This window comes from Novosphingobium sp. B1 (genome assembly GCF_900176395.1).
Lineage (GTDB): Bacteria > Pseudomonadota > Alphaproteobacteria > Sphingomonadales > Sphingomonadaceae > Novosphingobium.
The window spans coordinates 222,837-238,501 of the sequence record NZ_FWXL01000005.1; the positions used below are offsets into that span (position 1 = coordinate 222,837).

Consider the following 15,665-nt stretch of genomic DNA (forward strand, 5'->3'; position numbering starts at 1 on the left):
CTCCCTAGCGCAGCCGTCCCTTCAGTTTCGCCTTCTTGATCAGGTCGCCATACTGGTGGGCCAGCAGGTGCGACTGGATCTGCGTGATGGTGTCGACCGTGACGTTGACCACGATCAGCAGGCTGGTGCCGCCGAAGAACAGCGTTCCCATGCCCGTTTCAGCCATGATGAACTCCGGAACCACGCAGACCAGCGTGATGTATGCCGCACCCAGCACCGTGATGCGAGTTAGCACATAGTCCAAGTAGTTCTGGGTGTTCTTGCCGGGACGAATGCCGGGGATGAAGCCCCCGTTCTTCTTGAGGTTCTCGGCCGTCTCTTCCGGATTGAACACGACAGCGGTGTAGAAGAACGAGAAGAAGATGATGCCCAGCGCGTAGAACAGCATGTACAGCGGCTTGCCGTGGCCGAGGTACTGGTTCAGCGTCACGATGACCTGTCCGGCCGTCGTGTCTGGCGAGATCGAATTGCCGGCGAACTGCGTGATAGTCAGCGGCAGCAGAAGCAGCGAGCTTGCGAAGATCGGCGGAATGACGCCGGCGGTATTGAGCTTGAGCGGCAAGTGGCTGCGATCAGCATTCATCATGCCGCGCTGCGTCGCTCGCTTGGGATACTGGATCAGCAAACGGCGGGTTGCGCGCTCGAAGAAGCAGATGGCCAGGACGAGGCCGACGAGCATGACGACGATGCCGACGATCAGGAACGGCGAGATCGAGCCGGTGCGACCGCCCTCGAACAGATTGCCGAAGAACTTGGGCAACTGCGCGACGATACCGGCCATGATGATCAGCGAAACGCCATTACCGATCCCGCGCGAGGTGATCTGCTCACCCAGCCACAGCAGGAACATCGTGCCGCCGATGAGCGAGATGACAGCGCCGACGCGGAAAAGAAGCCCCGGATTGACCACAGCCTGAAGCCCGCTCGAAGCACCGTAAGCCTCGAGGCCCGATGCGAGCACCCAGCCCTGGATCGCAGTGAGCAGAACCGCACCATACCGTGTGTACTGGTTCAGCTTCTTGCGTCCGCTTTCGCCTTCCTTCTTCATCGCGGCCAGTGCCGGATGAAGCGAGGCAGCCAGCTGCACCACGATCGATGCCGTGATGTACGGCATGACGCCCAGCGCGATCAGGCTCATACGCTCGAGCGAACCGCCCGAAAAAGCGTTGAAGATGTCGAGCACGCCACCACGGGTCTGGTCGTACAGCGTCTCCATGATCAGCGGGTTGACGCCTGGCAGCGGAACGAAGCTGAGGAACCGGAATACGATGAGCGCGCCCACCGTGAACCAGATGCGCTTCTTGAGCTCGGTTGCCTTGGAGAAGTTGGCCAGATTGAGGTTGCTGGCGATGTTGTCGGCGCGTGATGCCATTTCGGGGTTCTAAGCCTTGCTGCGAAACCGGGCCGTGGGCCGCGGGCGTTTCGGACGTCTTGAGCTAGCCCATATAGTGTGGGGCGACGAATGTCGAACCCCTGCAATGCCGAAATCCCCGCCCGGCTGCCGGGCGGGGACCGGAAATGTGCTTACTTGGCCTTGTTGGCCGCAGCGCGGGCTGCCTTCTTCTCGGCTTCGCTAGGGCCCTTCTCGATCACCGAGACCGAACCGCCAGCCTTTTCGACCGCCGCGACTGCACCCTTCGATGCGCCGGCAACCGAGAACGCAACCTTCGCGGTCAGTTCACCCTTGCCGAGCAGGCGGACGCCATCCTTGCCACCACGAGCCAGGCCAGCAGCCTTGAGCGATGCGTGGTCGACAGTGCCCGAGATGTCGAGCTTGCCGGCGTCGATCGCCTTCTGGATCATGCCCAGGTTCACTTCGGCGTGATCCTTGGCGAAGATGTTGTTGAAGCCGCGCTTCGGGATGCGCATGTGGAGCGGCATCTGACCACCCTCGAAGCCGTTGATGCTGACGCCCGAGCGCGCCTTGGCACCCTTCTGGCCGCGACCGGCGGTCTTGCCCTTGCCCGAGCCGATACCGCGGCCCACGCGCATGCGACCCTTGCGGGCGCCATAGTTGTCGTTGAGTTCGTTAAGCTTCATGTTCTGCACTCGCTTTCGCTTTGAGACGCGCTTTGGAAAGGGCGCCGCCTAGCCCATCGGGCAAGGCTTGTCACCCCCTCACGGGATCGGGAGCACCTGCGCCCCGAGCCCCAAAGGAAAACCCCGGCACTGGGCCGGGGCATCCCGTTTTCCCATCATGGGAGCAGTGGTCAGTCGACCACGGCCACCATATGAGGAAGCTTGGCGATGGCGCCACGCACTTCGGCCGTGTCTTCCAACTCGACCACGCGGTGCATCTTGCCCAGACCCAGACCGACCAGGATCTTTTTCTGGCTTTCCGGGCGACGGATCGGCGAACCGATCTGCTTGATCTTGATCGTTGCCATGACCGATTACTCCGTGATGGCTTCGGCAGCGGCTTCGGCTTCGACCTGCGAAGCGCCACCACGGCCGAGGAGATCGGCAACCTTCTTGCCACGACGCTGGGCGACCGACTTCGGCGAAGTCTGGTCAGTCAGCGCGTCGAACGTTGCGCGGATCATGTTGTAGGGGTTCGAAGTGCCGACCGACTTGGTCACCACGTCGGCAACGCCAAGGCTTTCGAACACGGCGCGCATCGGACCACCGGCGATGATGCCGGTACCGGCGGGAGCCGAACGAACGTTGACCTTGCCAGCGCCGAAACGGCCCTTGCCGTCATGGTGCAGGGTGCGGCCTTCCTTGAGCGCCACGCGGACCATTGCGCGCTTTGCTGCGGCAGTAGCCTTGGTGATCGCCTCAGGCACTTCGCGAGCCTTGCCCTTGCCGAAGCCGACGCGGCCCTTGCCATCGCCGACCACGACGAGCGCTGCAAAGCCGAAGCGCTTGCCGCCCTTCACGGTCTTCGACACGCGGTTGATGTGGACGAGCTTTTCGATCAGCTCCTCGCCACCTTCCTCGTCGTTGTTGCCACGGCCACGACGGTCGTCGCGACGGCCACGGCCACCACGCTCGCCACCGCGATCGTTTCCGCCACGGCCACGGCCACGGCCACGACCTTCACGCTGCGGCTCACCGCCGGTCGCTTCGACCGGGGCTGCGCCTTCCAGGTTGGTTTCGTCAGCCATTGTCAGAACTCCAGCCCGCCTTCGCGGGCAGCGTCAGCCAGCGCCTTGACGCGGCCATGGAAAAGGAACCCGCCGCGATCGAACACGACAGTGGTGATGCCTGCAGCCTTGGCCTTCTCGGCAATTTCGGTGCCAACCTTGGTCGCAGCGTCGACGTTCGCGCCGATCGACTTCTCGCCCTTCACCAGGGTCGATGCGGCGGCAATGGTCTTGCCGGCGGCATCGTCGATGATCTGGGCGTAGATGTGACGGCCGGAGCGATGCACCGACAGACGAGGACGGCCACCCGAGCGCGCCTTGAGCGCAGTGCGGACGCGACGGCGGCGGCGTTCGAAGAGAGACAGCTTTGCCATTACTTCTTCTTCCCTTCCTTGCGGAAGATAAACTCGCCGCGGTACTTGATGCCCTTGCCCTTGTACGGCTCAGGCTTGCGCCAGCGACGGATCTCGGCGGCAACCTGGCCGACCTTCTGCTTGTCGATGCCCGAGATTTCCACCGTAGTGTTGTCAGGGGTCTTGATCTCGATGCCTTCCGGCACCGGGAAATCGACGTCATGGCTGTAGCCGAGCTGCAGCTTCAGGTTCTTGCCCTGAGCATTGGCGCGGTAGCCGACACCGGTGATCTCGAGGACCTTGGTGTAGCCCTGCGTCACGCCGGTCACCAGGTTGTCAACGAGCGTGCGCTGCATGCCCCAGAACGCGCGAGCGCCCTTGGTGTCGTTGGCAGGCTTCACGAGGATCGTGTCGCCATCGACGGTGTAGCTGATCTCGTCACGGAGCGTGAGCGTGAGCGTGCCCTTCGGGCCCTTCACGGTCAGCATGCCGTCCGCGATGTTCGCGGTGACGCCACTCGGGATCGTCACCGGCTTCTTGCCGATGCGGCTCATCAGAACACCTCCGCAAGCACTTCGCCGCCGACGTTCGCAGCGCGTGCTTCGGCATCCGAGAGCACACCCTTGGGCGTCGAGACGATGGTGATGCCCAGGCCATTGCGAATCACCGGAAGTTCCTTGGAACCCGAATAGACGCGGCGGCCAGGCTTGGAGACACGGGCAACATGCTTGATCGCAGGCTGGCCTTCGAAATACTTGAGCTCGATGCGCAGCTGCGGATGCGCGCCGGTGGCGTCCTCCGAGAAACCGCGGATGTAGCCTTCACGCTGAAGGACTTCGAGCACGTGCGCACGCAGCTTGGATGCGGGCGAGAGGACCGAGTCCTTCTTCGCCTGCTGGCCGTTGCGGATGCGGGTGAGCATATCACCCAGGGGGTCGGTCATAGCCATCGGATGATCCTTACCAGCTCGACTTCGTCAGACCGGGGATAAGGCCCTTGTTGCCCTTGTCCCGCAGCTCGATGCGGCAAAGGCCGAACTTGCGATAGTAGCCACGCGGGCGGCCGGTGGTTGCACAGCGGTTGCGCACCCGGGTCGGATTTGCGTTGCGCGGAAGTTCAGCCATCTTGAGGCGGGCGATCAGGCGCTCGGTTTCGTCGAGCGACTCATCGTCAGCGGTGGCCTTCAGCGCAGCGAACTTTGCCGCGTACTTCTGAACGAGCTTCTTGCGCTTCTCGTTCTTGTTGATGGAACTCAGTTTCGCCATGGACTTAAGCTCTCTTCTTCAATTCTGGATCACGCGGCCTGCTGCTCTTCAGCAGCTTCCTGCGGGAACGGGAAACCGAACAGGCGGAGAAGCTCACGGGCTTCCTCGTCCGTCTTCGCGGTCGTGGTGACGATGATGTCCATGCCACGCACCTTCTCGATCTGGTCGTAGCTGATCTCTGGGAAGATGATCTGCTCCTTCAGACCCATCGCGTAGTTGCCACGACCGTCGAACGACTTCGGGTTCAGACCACGGAAGTCGCGGATGCGAGGCATTGCGATGGTGATGAGGCGGTCGAGGAATTCGTACATGCGTTCACGGCGCAGGGTGACCTTGCAACCGATCGGCATGCCTTCACGCAGCTTGAACTGCGCGATCGACTTCTTCGCCTTGGTGATGACGGGCTTCTGGCCAGCGATGCGCTCCATTTCGGCAGCGGCAGTCGTGACCTTCTTCTTGTCCTGGCTCGCCTCGCCCACGCCCATGTTGAGCGTGATCTTCTCGATGCGCGGGATTTCCATCGCGTTCGAGTAGCCGAACTTCGCCTGCATCGCTGCTGCGATCTCGGCGTCATACTTCGACCGCAGACGCGGCGTGTACTTGTCAGCCATCGATGGCCTCCCCGGACTTGACGGCCACACGGACCTTCTTGCCATCACGTTCCTCGAAGCGGACGCGGGTGGCCTTGCCATCCTTGTCAGCGACCGAGACCTTCGAGATGTGCATCGGCGCCTCAAAGCGATCGATGCCGCCCTGGGGGTTCTGCTGGCTCGGCTTGCGGTGACGGGCTGCGATGTTCACGCCCTGAACCACGACCTTCTCGTCCTTCGGAAGGACCTGGAGGACAGTGCCGGTACGGCCCTTGTCCTTGCCCGACCGAACGACGACGGTGTCGCCCTTCTTGATCTTAGCGGCAGCCATTACAGCACCTCCGGCGCGAGCGAGATGATCTTCATGAAGCCCTTGCCGCGGAGTTCGCGGACCACAGGGCCGAAGATACGCGTGCCGATCGGCTCTTCGTTCTTGCCGACGAGCACGGCAGCATTGCCGTCAAAACGGATGACCGAACCGTCTGCACGACGGACGTCCTTCTTGGTGCGCACGATCACCGCACGGTGAACGTCGCCCTTCTTGACGCGGGCACGCGGCTGAGCTTCCTTGACCGACACCACGATGATGTCGCCGACGCTTGCGAACCGACGCTTCGAGCCACCCAGCACCTTGATGCACTGGACGCGCTTCGCGCCGCTGTTGTCCGCCACGTCGAGATTGGATTGCATCTGGATCATTGATCCGGTTCCTTCTCACTGGCTTGCCGGAACCAGTCCGGCAGTTCCAAAACAGTAGTCGGGGGCCGCTACACGACTTTGGCCGTGAAGCAACCCCAAACTTTGGCTGACGACCTTATCAGACGTCCGCTTCGATGGCGGTGCCCTTGCCGGCCTGGACGCGGTCGACAACCTTCCACGTCTTCAGCTTCGAGATCGGCGCGGTCTCTTCGATGCGCACGGTCTCGCCGGTCTTGTAGGCATTCGCCTCGTCGTGGGCGTGATACTTCTTCGAGCGGCGGATGATCTTCCCGTAGAGCGGGTGCTTCACCTTGCGCTCGACCTTCACGACCACGGTCTTGTCGGTCTTGTCGGACACCACGGTGCCGATCAGAATACGCTTGGGCATATTGGCTTCCTTACGCCTGGGCCGACTGAGAACGCTCAGTCTGCAGCGTCTTGATGCGCGCGATGTCGCGACGGACTTCCTTGATGCGCGCGGGGCGCTCAAGCTGGTTCGTCGCGCCCTGGAAACGCAGGTTGAACTGCTCGCGCTTGAGTTCGGCGAGTTCAGCGTTCAGCTGGTCGTCGCTCTTGGCGCGAAGGTCTTCGATCTTGGCCATCATTCGACTCCCAATCACTCGCCGCCAAGGTGCGAAGTGTCACCCAGGCGGGCAACGACCTTCGTCTTGATCGGCAGCTTCATCGCGGCGCGGCTGAATGCCTCGGCCGCGAGCGGGCCGGGGACGCCGTCCAGTTCGAACAGGATGCGACCCGGCTTAACGCGGGCTGCCCAGTATTCGATCGAGCCCTTGCCCTTGCCCTGACGGACTTCGGCAGGCTTCTTCGAGACCGGCACGTCCGGGAACACGCGGATCCACAGACGGCCCTGACGGCGGATGTGGCGCGTGATCGCACGACGGGCCGCTTCGATCTGGCGAGCGGTGACACGCTCCGGCTCAAGGGCCTTGAGGCCGTAGGAGCCGAAGTTCAGGTCCGTACCACCCTTGGCGACGCCGTGGATGCGGCCCTTGAAGGCCTTGCGGAACTTGGTCTTCTTCGGTTGCAACATGGTGCTTCTCTACCCTCTAGGCTCAGCGTGCCGGACGGACGCCGGAAGTCTGCGCTTCCATCATCAGTCGGTCCTGCGCCATCGGATCGTGACCGAGGATCTCACCCTTGAAGATCCAGGTCTTGATGCCGATGATGCCATAAGCGGTCAGCGCCTCGGCCTCAGCGTAGTCGATGTTCGCGCGCAGCGTGTGCAGCGGAACGCGACCTTCGCGATACCATTCGACGCGGGCGATTTCAGCACCACCGAGACGGCCGCCGCAGGTGATCTTGATGCCTTCGGCACCAAGACGCAGGGCGGACTGCACGGCGCGCTTCATCGCGCGGCGGAAGGCAACGCGGCGAACCAGCTGGTCGGCGATGCCCTGGGCAACGAGCTTCGAATCGATTTCCGGCTTGCGGATCTCGACGATGTTCAACTTCACGTCGCTGCCGGTCATCGTGGCAAGCTTCGAGCGAAGCTTCTCGATGTCCGCACCCTTCTTGCCGATGATGACGCCCGGACGGGCAGCATAGATCGACACGCGGCACAGCTTGGCAGGACGCTCGATCACCACCTTCGAGATCGCTGCCTGCGGCAGGGTCTTGACGATGAACTTGCGGATCTCAAGGTCTTCCTTGAGCATCTGCGCATAGTTGCGACCTTCCGCGTACCAGCGGCTGTCCCAGGTGCGGTTGATCTGCAGGCGCAGACCGATGGGGTTCGACTTGTGACCCATGATCAGGCCTCCTCAACTTCGCGGACCACGATCCGGAGCCGCGAGAACGGCTTCAGGATGCGGGTCGACTTGCCGCGACCACGGGTGTGGAAGCGCTTCATCGTGATCGACTTGCCAACCGAGGCTTCCGCCACGACCAGAGCGTCGACGTCGAGGTTGTGGTTGTTTTCCGCGTTGGCGATCGCCGAGGCGAGCACCTTGCGGGCATCAACCGCCATGGCCTTCTTCGAGAACGCGAGGATGTTCATCGCGTCTTCGGCCTTGTGCCCGCGGATCAGAGCAGCGACGAGGTTCAGCTTCTGCGCCGAACCGCGGATCTGCGTGCCGACCGACAGCGCTTCCTTGTCGCTAACGCGACGGGGTGCCTTAGGCTTGCTCATCAGCGCTTGCCCTTCTTGTCCGCGGCGTGGCCGGGGAACGTGCGCGTGGGCGCAAATTCACCAAGCTTGTGGCCGACCATCTCTTCGGAGACGGAAACCGGGATGAACTTGTGACCGTTGTAGACGTTGAACGTCAGACCAACGAACTGCGGAATGATGGTCGAACGACGCGACCAGGTCTTGATGGCGCCAGCGCGCGAACCAGCATCGTGAGCGGCTTCCGCCTTCTTCAGCAGATGCAGGTCGACGAAGGGGCCCTTCCAGACGGAACGTGCCATGTGGTCTTACCTCTTCTTCTTCGCGTGGCGCGAACGGATGATCATCTTGTCCGTCGACTTGTTGTGACGGGTGCGGGCGCCCTTGGTCGGCTTACCCCACGGAGTCACAGGATGACGGCCACCCGAAGTACGGCCTTCACCACCACCGTGCGGGTGGTCGACCGGGTTCTTGGCAACGCCGCGGGTCAGCGGACGCTTGCCCAGCCAGCGGTTGCGACCGGCCTTGGCAAGGTTCGTGTTGGCGTTGTCGGGGTTCGACACAGCACCGACGGTGCCCATGCAGTCACCACGCAGGTAGCGCTGCTCGCCCGAGTTCAGGCGAACGATGACCATGCCGCGGTCACGACCGACGAGCTGGACATAGGTGCCTGCCGAACGTGCAATCTGCGCGCCCTTGCCCGGCTTCATCTCCACGTTGTGGATGATGGTGCCGACCGGCATCTGCGACAGAAGCATTGCGTTGCCAGGCTTCACGTCGGTCTTTTCGCCGGCGACGACGGTGTCGCCAACGGCCAGACGCTGCGGAGCGATGATGTAGGTCTGCTCGCCGTCCTCATACTTGATGAGAGCGATGAAGGCCGTGCGGTTCGGGTCGTATTCCAGACGCTCGACGGTAGCCGGCATGTCCCACTTGCGACGCTTGAAGTCGATGTAGCGGTACTTCTGCTTGTGACCACCGGCAATGCCGCGCGAGGTGACATGACCCTTGTTGTTGCGACCGCCGGTCTTGTTCTTGCCTTCGGTCAGCGCCTTGACCGGCTTGCCCTTCCACAGCGACGACTTGTCGACGAGGATCAGGCCGCGCCGGGCGGGGCTGGTCGGATTGTAGCTCTTGAGTGCCATGGTCTAGCCTCAGATCCCGCTGGTGACGTCGATCGACTGGCCAGCAGCCAGGGTCACGACAGCCTTCTTGACGTCGGTGCGCTTGTAGGGCTTGCCCTTCCAGCGCTTGGTCTTGCCCTTCTGCGTCAGGGTGTTCACCTTGGTGACCTTGACGTTGAACAGGGCTTCGACCGCTGCCTTGATCTCCGGCTTGGTCGCCTTGTCGGCAACCTTGAAGACCACGGCGTTGTGCTCGCTGAGCAGCGTCGCCTTTTCCGTGATGTGGGGAGCCACGATCACGTCGTAGTGACGCGTGTCGATTGCGTTAGCCATTGAAACGCGCCTCCAGCTTTTCGACAGCAGAGCGCGTCAGCACCAGCGTGTCATGCTTCAGGATGTCGTAGACGTTGGCGCCGATGGCAGGCAGCACGTTCACGCCGACGATGTTGCGAGCGGCCTTGGCGAAGTTGTCGTTCACGGCGTCACCGTCGATCACGAGAACCTTCTTGCCCCAGTTGGCCTTCGACAGCTGACCGACGAGCGCCTTGGTCTTGGCATCGATGTCGAGCGTGTCGACGATCACCAGACCAGCCTTGGCCTTGCTCGAGAGAGCCATCTTCAGACCGAGCGCACGGACCTTCTTGTTCAGCGAGATGTTGAACTCGCGAACGCGGGGACCATGGGCCTTGCCGCCGCCGATGAAGATCGGAGCTGCACGGTCACCGTGACGAGCCGTACCGCCGCCCTTCTGGCGACCGAACTTCTTGCCGGTGCGGGCAACGTCCGAACGCTCGCGCGCCTTGCGGGCGATGCCACGACGGTTTTCGAGCTGCCACGTGACGACGCGGTGCAGGATGTCGGCGCGCGGTTCGAGACCGAACACGTCGTCCGACAGTTCCACTTCGCCCTTGCCGGCAGTGCCGTCGAGATTGAGGACCTGAACCTTCACGACTTAGCCCTCCTGACCTTCGGTGGCTTCGACAGCCGCAACTTCTGCGGGGGTGTCGGCAGCTGCCGAGTCATTGCTGTTGGCGGCCTGCTTGAGGCCTGCGGGATAGGGCGCTTCAGCGTGGCGCGAAACCTTGACGGCGTCGCGAACGAGCAGCCATGCGTTCTTCGAACCGGGCACCGAGCCCTTGACGAAGATCAGACCGCGCTCGTCGTCGGTGCGGACGACTTCGAGGTTCTGCTGGGTGCGCTGACGATCGCCCATGTGACCGGCCATCTTCTTGTTCTTGAAGACGCGACCCGGATCCTGACGGTTACCGGTCGAACCGTGGGCACGGTGCGAGATCGAAACACCGTGGGTGGCGCGCATACCGCCAAAGCCCCAGCGCTTCATGGCGCCCTGGAAGCCCTTGCCCTGGGTGTTGCCGGTGATGTCGACATACTGGCCAGGAACGAAGTGCGAAGCAGCGATGGTCGAGCCGACGTCGAGCAGGGCGTCATCGGCGACGCGGAACTCGGCGACTTCCATCTTCAGCGAAACCTCTGCCTTAGCAAAGTGCTCGCGCTGCGGCTTAGCAACGTTCTTCTGCTTGGCTTCGCCAGCACCGAGCTGAACCGCGACGTAACCGTCACGATCTTCAGTGCGAACCGAAACCACCTGGCAATTTTCTAGCGACAGGACAGTGACCGGCACGTGCCGACCATCTTCCTGGAAAAGGCGGGTCATCCCCACCTTCTTCGCGATCACGCCGGTGCGCATGATCCATACTCCATAACAGAGGCATGCCGGGCCCATCCCGACATGCGTGTTCAGCCCGTATGTGAAGCGCGCCCCCGACCGGGCTGAATGCCACCACCGTAATGGCAGCAATCGGGGGACGCTTGCCCGGCAAGGTCCGAGAAGGACGGTGCCGGAGGTATCCCATTGTCAACGGAGCTTTTGTTACCCCGGAAACTCTGGCCTTTTCACTCAGGATCGCAATCCCGGGCGAAAGTCTTGGCCGAAACGGGTCCGACCAGAAACCTTGGGTCGATGCGGACGACCCGGCCGGAGCGGACACTGCCTCTGGCAGCTCGCTCGATCAGCGGCCTCAGGCCAGCTTGATCTCGACGTTGACGCCGGCCGCGAGGTCCAGCTTCATCAGCGCGTCGACCGTGGCCGCATTGGGCTGCACGATGTCGAGCAGGCGCTTGTAGGTGCGAACTTCGAACTGCTCACGCGACTTCTTGTCGATGTGAGGACCGCGGTTCACGGTGAACTTCTCGATGCGCGTCGGGAGCGGAATGGGGCCCCGGATCAGCGCGCCGGTGCGGCGGGCGGTATCTGCAATTTCTCCAGTGGCCTGGTCGAGCACACGATGATCAAAGGCCTTGAGGCGAATGCGGATATTCTGGGCGTCCATGTCCGTTTACCGATGCGAAAGAGCAAAACAAAAAAGCCAGTCGACCTGCCCTCTACCCCACCCCTTTTACGAAGCTCGGGGAGAGCGGGCCGACTGTCCAATAGCGATCAGTCAGTAAGAAACCGACCGGCGGGAAGAGCGAATCTCCCCGCCGATGCGCGGCCTATATTACTTCGTGATCTTGCTGACAACCCCCGAACCGACGGTGCGGCCGCCTTCGCGAATTGCGAAGCGGAGACCTTCGTCCATAGCGATCGGAGCGATCAGCTTGACAGCCAGGGTAACGTTGTCGCCCGGCATGACCATTTCGGTGCCCTCGGGGAGGATCACTTCGCCGGTCACGTCGGTGGTGCGGAAGTAGAACTGCGGGCGGTAGTTGGCGAAGAACGGCGTGTGACGGCCACCTTCATCCTTCGACAGCACGTAGACCTCTGCCGAGAACTCGGTGTGCGGCTTGACCGAACCGGGCTTGCAGAGAACCTGGCCGCGCTCGACGTCTTCACGCTTCACGCCGCGAACCAGTGCACCGATGTTGTCGCCAGCTTCGCCCTGGTCGAGCAGCTTGCGGAACATTTCGACGCCGGTGACGGTGGTCTTGGTGGTGTCCTTGAGGCCGACGATCTCGACTTCTTCACCAACCTTGACGATGCCGGTCTCGACGCGGCCGGTCACAACCGTACCACGACCCGAGATCGAGAACACGTCTTCGACCGGCATCAGGAACGGCTTGTCGGTCGGGCGCGGCGGCTGCGGGATGTAGCTGTCGACAGCTTCCATCAGCGCGTTGATCGAGTCGCGACCGATGTTGTCGTCACGGCCTTCGAGAGCGGCGAGAGCCGAACCCTTGACGATAGGAATATCGTCGCCCGGGAAGTCGTACGACGACAGCAGTTCGCGAACTTCGAGTTCGACGAGCTCGAGGATTTCCTCGTCGTCGACCTGGTCAACCTTGTTCATGTACACGACCAGAGCCGGCACGCCGACCTGGCGGGCAAGCAGGATGTGCTCGCGGGTCTGCGGCATCGGGCCGTCAGCAGCGTTCACGACCAGGATCGCGCCGTCCATCTGGGCGGCACCGGTGATCATGTTCTTGACGTAGTCAGCGTGACCCGGGCAGTCGACGTGCGCGTAGTGACGGTTGGCGGTTTCGTACTCGACGTGTGCGGTCGAGATGGTGATGCCGCGCTCGCGCTCTTCCGGAGCCTTGTCGATGTTCGCGTAGTCGGTGAACGTTGCGCCACCGGTCTCAGCGAGAACCTTGGTGATGGCAGCGGTCAGCGTGGTCTTGCCGTGGTCGACGTGACCGATGGTGCCGATATTGCAGTGCGGCTTGGTCCGCTCAAACTTAGCCTTGGCCATTGTTCAAACCTTCTTTTCGTATGTGTGCAGATACTGCGGGAAATGGACGGCACCCGCTGAATCGAGCGCCGCCCCTAATGCTATCCGTGCTCTTATGCAAGCTTCGCCTTGAGCTCGGTCGCGACGTTCGCCGGGACCTCGTCGTAGTGGTCGAAGAACATCGAGTAGTTTGCACGGCCCTGAGTGAACGAGCGGAGCTGGTTCACGTAGCCGAACATGTTCGCCAGCGGGACCATGGCGACAACTGCCTGGGCGTTGCCGCGGCTGTCGGTGCCCTGGATCTGGCCACGACGCGAGTTGATGTCGCCGATCACGTCGCCGAGGTATTCCTCGGGCGTGATCACCTCGACCTTCATGATCGGCTCAAGCAGCTTGATGCCGGCCTTCTGGGCGGCTTCGCGCATGGCACCGCGGGCGCAGATTTCGAAGGCCAGGGCCGACGAGTCGACGTCGTGGTACGCACCGTCATAAAGCAGGACTTCGAAGTCGATGATCGGGAAGCCGATCAGCGAGCCCGTGGTTGCGGTTTCGCGGAAGCCCTTTTCGATCGCGGGGATGTATTCCTTCGGAATGTTACCGCCCTTGATCTCGTCCTTGAAGACGAAGCCCGAACCACGCTCGCCCGGCGTCACCTTGACCTTGACGCGGCCGAACTGGCCGGTGCCACCCGACTGCTTCTTGTGGGTGTGGTCAAGATCGATCGCCTTGGCGAGGTATTCGCGATAGGCCACCTGCGGCGCACCGACGTTCGCCTCGACCTTGAACTCGCGCTTCATGCGGTCGACAAGGATTTCGAGGTGAAGTTCGCCCATCCCCTTGATGATCGTCTGGCCCGATTCGTGATCGGTCGAGACGCGGAACGAGGGGTCTTCGGCCGAGAGACGGTTGAGCGCGATGCCCATCTTCTCCTGGTCGGCCTTGGTCTTGGGTTCCACCGAGAGCTCGATGACCGGCTCGGGGAATTCCATGCGCTCGAGGATGATCGGAGCCTTTTCCGAGCACAGGGTGTCGCCCGTGGTCGTTTCCTTCAGGCCGGCGATCGCCACGATGTCGCCTGCATAGGCAGCATCGATGTCTTCGCGGTTGTTGGAGTGCATCAGCAGCATGCGGCCGACTTTCTCCTTCTTGTCCTTCACCGAATTCAGGTAGCTGCCCTTGGTCAGCGTGCCCGAATAGATGCGGGTGAAGGTCAGCGAGCCGACGAACGGGTCGTTCATGATCTTGAACGCCAGCGCCGAGAACGGTGCATCGTCAGCCGTCGGGCGGCTGTCGGGCTCTTCGGTGTCGGGGTTGATGCCCTGCACGTCCTCGATGTCGAGCGGCGAAGGCAGGTAGTCCACGACCGCGTCGAGCAGGCACTGGACGCCCTTGTTCTTGAACGCGGAACCGCACAGCACGGGCACGAAGGCCTGGCCAAGCGTACCCTTGCGGATCAGCTTCTTCAGCGTCGCCACGTCGGGTTCGTTGCCCTCGAGGTAAGCTTCCATCGCCTCGTCGTCCTGTTCGACGGCGAGTTCGACGAGGTTGTTGCGGTATTCCGCGGCTTCGTCAGCCATGTCGGCCGGAATTTCTTCATAGAAGAATTCGGCACCGAGCGATTCATCCTTCCAGATGATCGCGCGCTGTTCGACGAGGTCGACGAGACCCTTGAAGTCGCTTTCGGCGCCGATCGGGAGATACAGCACCGCCGGCTTCGCGCCGAGGCGGTCGATGATCGTCTGGACGCAGTACTTGAAGTTCGCGCCGGTGCGGTCGAGCTTGTTAATGAAGCACATGCGGGGGACGTTGTACTTGTCGGCCTGGCGCCAGACGGTTTCCGACTGGGGCTCGACGCCGGCGACGCCGTCAAAGGCGGCGACAGCGCCGTCCAACACGCGCAGCGAACGTTCGACTTCGATGGTGAAGTCGACGTGGCCGGGGGTGTCGATGATGTTCAGGCGGTGGTCGTTCCAGAAGCAGGTGGTGGCGGCCGACGTGATCGTGATGCCGCGCTCCTGCTCCTGCTCCATCCAGTCCATGGTCGCAGCGCCGTCATGGACTTCGCCGATCTTGTAGGACTTGCCGGTGTAGTAGAGGATGCGCTCGGTCGTCGTCGTCTTGCCGGCGTCGATGTGCGCCATGATGCCGAAATTGCGATAGCGCTCGAGCGGATGGCTGCGTGCCATGGTGCTATTCCTTGGGTCTATGGGGGAGCCGGGGAGGCCCCGCCCATATGGTTACGGATGTGACCGTTTAAAGACTTACCAGCGGTAGTGGCTGAACGCGCGGTTGGCGTCGGCCATGCGGTGGGTGTCTTCACGCTTCTTGACGGCGTTGCCACGGTTGTTGGCAGCATCAAGCAGTTCGGCCGAGAGGCGCGCAGCCATCGTGGTTTCCGAACGGTTGCGTGCAGCCGTGATCAGCCAGCGGATGGCGAGAGCCTGGGCGCGCTCGGGGCGAACCTCGACCGGGACCTGGTAGGTCGCACCACCGACGCGGCGCGAGCGCACTTCGATCTGCGGGCGGACATTGTTCAGCGCATCGTGGAAGAGCTGGACCGGGTCCGCCTTCGCACGCACCTGCATGGTTTCGAGAGCACCATAGACGATGCTTTCGGCAACCGACTTCTTACCATCGAGCATGAGGTTGTTCATGAACTTCGACAGAACCTGATCACCGAACTTCGGATCGGGCAGGATGACCCGCTTTTCCGGACGACGACGACGTGACATAC

Annotated in this window: 25 protein-coding genes; all 25 read right to left on the bottom strand. The window is 62.3% G+C overall.

The window, feature by feature from the left end; all coding sequences use genetic code 11:
• Nucleotides 1-4: 4 nt before the first annotated feature.
• Complete coding sequence (secY, locus tag B9A23_RS10970; RefSeq protein ID WP_084278953.1) at nucleotides 5-1,372, bottom strand: preprotein translocase subunit SecY; 1,368 nt, start codon at nucleotides 1,370-1,372, stop codon at nucleotides 5-7.
• A 152-nt stretch (nucleotides 1,373-1,524) separates the two neighbouring features.
• Entirely contained in the window at nucleotides 1,525-2,040 is a 516-nt protein-coding gene (rplO, locus tag B9A23_RS10975; RefSeq protein WP_084279237.1) for a 50S ribosomal protein L15, read from the bottom strand.
• 170 nt (nucleotides 2,041-2,210) lie between these two features.
• The gene (rpmD, locus tag B9A23_RS10980) at nucleotides 2,211-2,387 is read right to left on the bottom strand and encodes a 50S ribosomal protein L30 (RefSeq protein ID WP_084278955.1); all 177 of its coding nucleotides are present in this window, start codon (nucleotides 2,385-2,387) and stop codon (nucleotides 2,211-2,213) included.
• A gap of 6 nt (nucleotides 2,388-2,393) precedes the next feature.
• Nucleotides 2,394-3,107, bottom strand: coding sequence for a 30S ribosomal protein S5 (rpsE, locus tag B9A23_RS10985; protein ID WP_084278956.1), 714 nt, complete (start codon nucleotides 3,105-3,107; stop codon nucleotides 2,394-2,396).
• 2 nt (nucleotides 3,108-3,109) lie between these two features.
• On the bottom strand, nucleotides 3,110-3,460 hold the full coding sequence (rplR, locus tag B9A23_RS10990) for a 50S ribosomal protein L18 (RefSeq protein ID WP_084278959.1): 351 nt from the start codon (nucleotides 3,458-3,460) through the stop codon (nucleotides 3,110-3,112).
• The gene (rplF, locus tag B9A23_RS10995) at nucleotides 3,460-3,993 is read right to left on the bottom strand and encodes a 50S ribosomal protein L6 (protein WP_084278961.1); all 534 of its coding nucleotides are present in this window, start codon (nucleotides 3,991-3,993) and stop codon (nucleotides 3,460-3,462) included. Before rplF ends, rplR begins: the two co-directional genes overlap by 1 nt.
• A complete protein-coding gene (rpsH, locus tag B9A23_RS11000) occupies nucleotides 3,993-4,388 on the bottom strand; it encodes a 30S ribosomal protein S8 (RefSeq protein ID WP_039334346.1) in 396 nt (131 codons plus the stop codon). The genes rplF and rpsH overlap by 1 nt, the downstream gene beginning before the upstream one ends.
• Before the next feature lie 10 nt (nucleotides 4,389-4,398).
• Nucleotides 4,399-4,704 carry a 30S ribosomal protein S14 gene (rpsN, locus tag B9A23_RS11005; protein WP_084278964.1) on the bottom strand — a complete coding sequence of 102 codons (306 nt, stop codon included), beginning with the start codon at nucleotides 4,702-4,704 and terminating at the stop codon, nucleotides 4,399-4,401.
• 29 nt (nucleotides 4,705-4,733) lie between these two features.
• Nucleotides 4,734-5,315: a 50S ribosomal protein L5 gene (gene rplE, locus B9A23_RS11010; RefSeq protein ID WP_084278966.1), complete on the bottom strand. Its 582-nt coding sequence runs from the start codon at nucleotides 5,313-5,315 to the stop codon at nucleotides 4,734-4,736.
• Nucleotides 5,308-5,625 carry a 50S ribosomal protein L24 gene (gene rplX / locus B9A23_RS11015; protein WP_084278969.1) on the bottom strand — a complete coding sequence of 106 codons (318 nt, stop codon included), beginning with the start codon at nucleotides 5,623-5,625 and terminating at the stop codon, nucleotides 5,308-5,310. The genes rplE and rplX overlap by 8 nt, the downstream gene beginning before the upstream one ends.
• On the bottom strand, nucleotides 5,625-5,993 hold the full coding sequence (gene rplN, locus B9A23_RS11020) for a 50S ribosomal protein L14 (RefSeq protein WP_084278971.1): 369 nt from the start codon (nucleotides 5,991-5,993) through the stop codon (nucleotides 5,625-5,627). Before rplN ends, rplX begins: the two co-directional genes overlap by 1 nt.
• Nucleotides 5,994-6,111: 118 nt before the next feature.
• Entirely contained in the window at nucleotides 6,112-6,381 is a 270-nt protein-coding gene (rpsQ, locus tag B9A23_RS11025) for a 30S ribosomal protein S17 (RefSeq protein WP_084278973.1), read from the bottom strand.
• A 10-nt stretch (nucleotides 6,382-6,391) separates the two neighbouring features.
• The gene (gene rpmC / locus B9A23_RS11030) at nucleotides 6,392-6,598 is read right to left on the bottom strand and encodes a 50S ribosomal protein L29 (RefSeq protein WP_039334358.1); all 207 of its coding nucleotides are present in this window, start codon (nucleotides 6,596-6,598) and stop codon (nucleotides 6,392-6,394) included.
• 11 nt (nucleotides 6,599-6,609) lie between these two features.
• Nucleotides 6,610-7,044: a 50S ribosomal protein L16 gene (rplP, locus tag B9A23_RS11035; RefSeq protein ID WP_039334360.1), complete on the bottom strand. Its 435-nt coding sequence runs from the start codon at nucleotides 7,042-7,044 to the stop codon at nucleotides 6,610-6,612.
• Between the two features lie 22 nt (nucleotides 7,045-7,066).
• A complete protein-coding gene (gene rpsC, locus B9A23_RS11040) occupies nucleotides 7,067-7,762 on the bottom strand; it encodes a 30S ribosomal protein S3 (RefSeq protein WP_084278974.1) in 696 nt (231 codons plus the stop codon).
• Between the two features lie 2 nt (nucleotides 7,763-7,764).
• On the bottom strand, nucleotides 7,765-8,142 hold the full coding sequence (gene rplV / locus B9A23_RS11045) for a 50S ribosomal protein L22 (RefSeq protein ID WP_084278975.1): 378 nt from the start codon (nucleotides 8,140-8,142) through the stop codon (nucleotides 7,765-7,767).
• On the bottom strand, nucleotides 8,142-8,420 hold the full coding sequence (rpsS, locus tag B9A23_RS11050; protein ID WP_039334365.1) for a 30S ribosomal protein S19: 279 nt from the start codon (nucleotides 8,418-8,420) through the stop codon (nucleotides 8,142-8,144). The genes rplV and rpsS overlap by 1 nt, the downstream gene beginning before the upstream one ends.
• 6 nt (nucleotides 8,421-8,426) lie before the next feature.
• Nucleotides 8,427-9,263 carry a 50S ribosomal protein L2 gene (rplB, locus tag B9A23_RS11055; RefSeq protein ID WP_084278978.1) on the bottom strand — a complete coding sequence of 279 codons (837 nt, stop codon included), beginning with the start codon at nucleotides 9,261-9,263 and terminating at the stop codon, nucleotides 8,427-8,429.
• Between the two features lie 9 nt (nucleotides 9,264-9,272).
• On the bottom strand, nucleotides 9,273-9,575 hold the full coding sequence (locus B9A23_RS11060; RefSeq protein WP_084278980.1) for a 50S ribosomal protein L23: 303 nt from the start codon (nucleotides 9,573-9,575) through the stop codon (nucleotides 9,273-9,275).
• Nucleotides 9,568-10,191, bottom strand: a complete 624-nt coding sequence (gene rplD / locus B9A23_RS11065; protein ID WP_084278982.1) for a 50S ribosomal protein L4 — start codon at nucleotides 10,189-10,191, stop codon at nucleotides 9,568-9,570. The genes B9A23_RS11060 and rplD overlap by 8 nt, the downstream gene beginning before the upstream one ends.
• A gap of 3 nt (nucleotides 10,192-10,194) precedes the next feature.
• Complete coding sequence (gene rplC, locus B9A23_RS11070; RefSeq protein ID WP_084278983.1) at nucleotides 10,195-10,950, bottom strand: 50S ribosomal protein L3; 756 nt, start codon at nucleotides 10,948-10,950, stop codon at nucleotides 10,195-10,197.
• Nucleotides 10,951-11,281: 331 nt separating this feature from the next.
• A complete protein-coding gene (rpsJ, locus tag B9A23_RS11075) occupies nucleotides 11,282-11,593 on the bottom strand; it encodes a 30S ribosomal protein S10 (RefSeq protein WP_039334374.1) in 312 nt (103 codons plus the stop codon).
• Between the two features lie 168 nt (nucleotides 11,594-11,761).
• Nucleotides 11,762-12,952 carry an elongation factor Tu gene (tuf, locus tag B9A23_RS11080; RefSeq protein ID WP_084278985.1) on the bottom strand — a complete coding sequence of 397 codons (1,191 nt, stop codon included), beginning with the start codon at nucleotides 12,950-12,952 and terminating at the stop codon, nucleotides 11,762-11,764.
• A gap of 92 nt (nucleotides 12,953-13,044) precedes the next feature.
• The gene (fusA, locus tag B9A23_RS11085; RefSeq protein WP_084278986.1) at nucleotides 13,045-15,117 is read right to left on the bottom strand and encodes an elongation factor G; all 2,073 of its coding nucleotides are present in this window, start codon (nucleotides 15,115-15,117) and stop codon (nucleotides 13,045-13,047) included.
• A gap of 75 nt (nucleotides 15,118-15,192) precedes the next feature.
• Nucleotides 15,193-15,663 carry a 30S ribosomal protein S7 gene (rpsG, locus tag B9A23_RS11090; RefSeq protein ID WP_084278987.1) on the bottom strand — a complete coding sequence of 157 codons (471 nt, stop codon included), beginning with the start codon at nucleotides 15,661-15,663 and terminating at the stop codon, nucleotides 15,193-15,195.
• Between the last annotated feature and the right edge of the window lie 2 nt (nucleotides 15,664-15,665).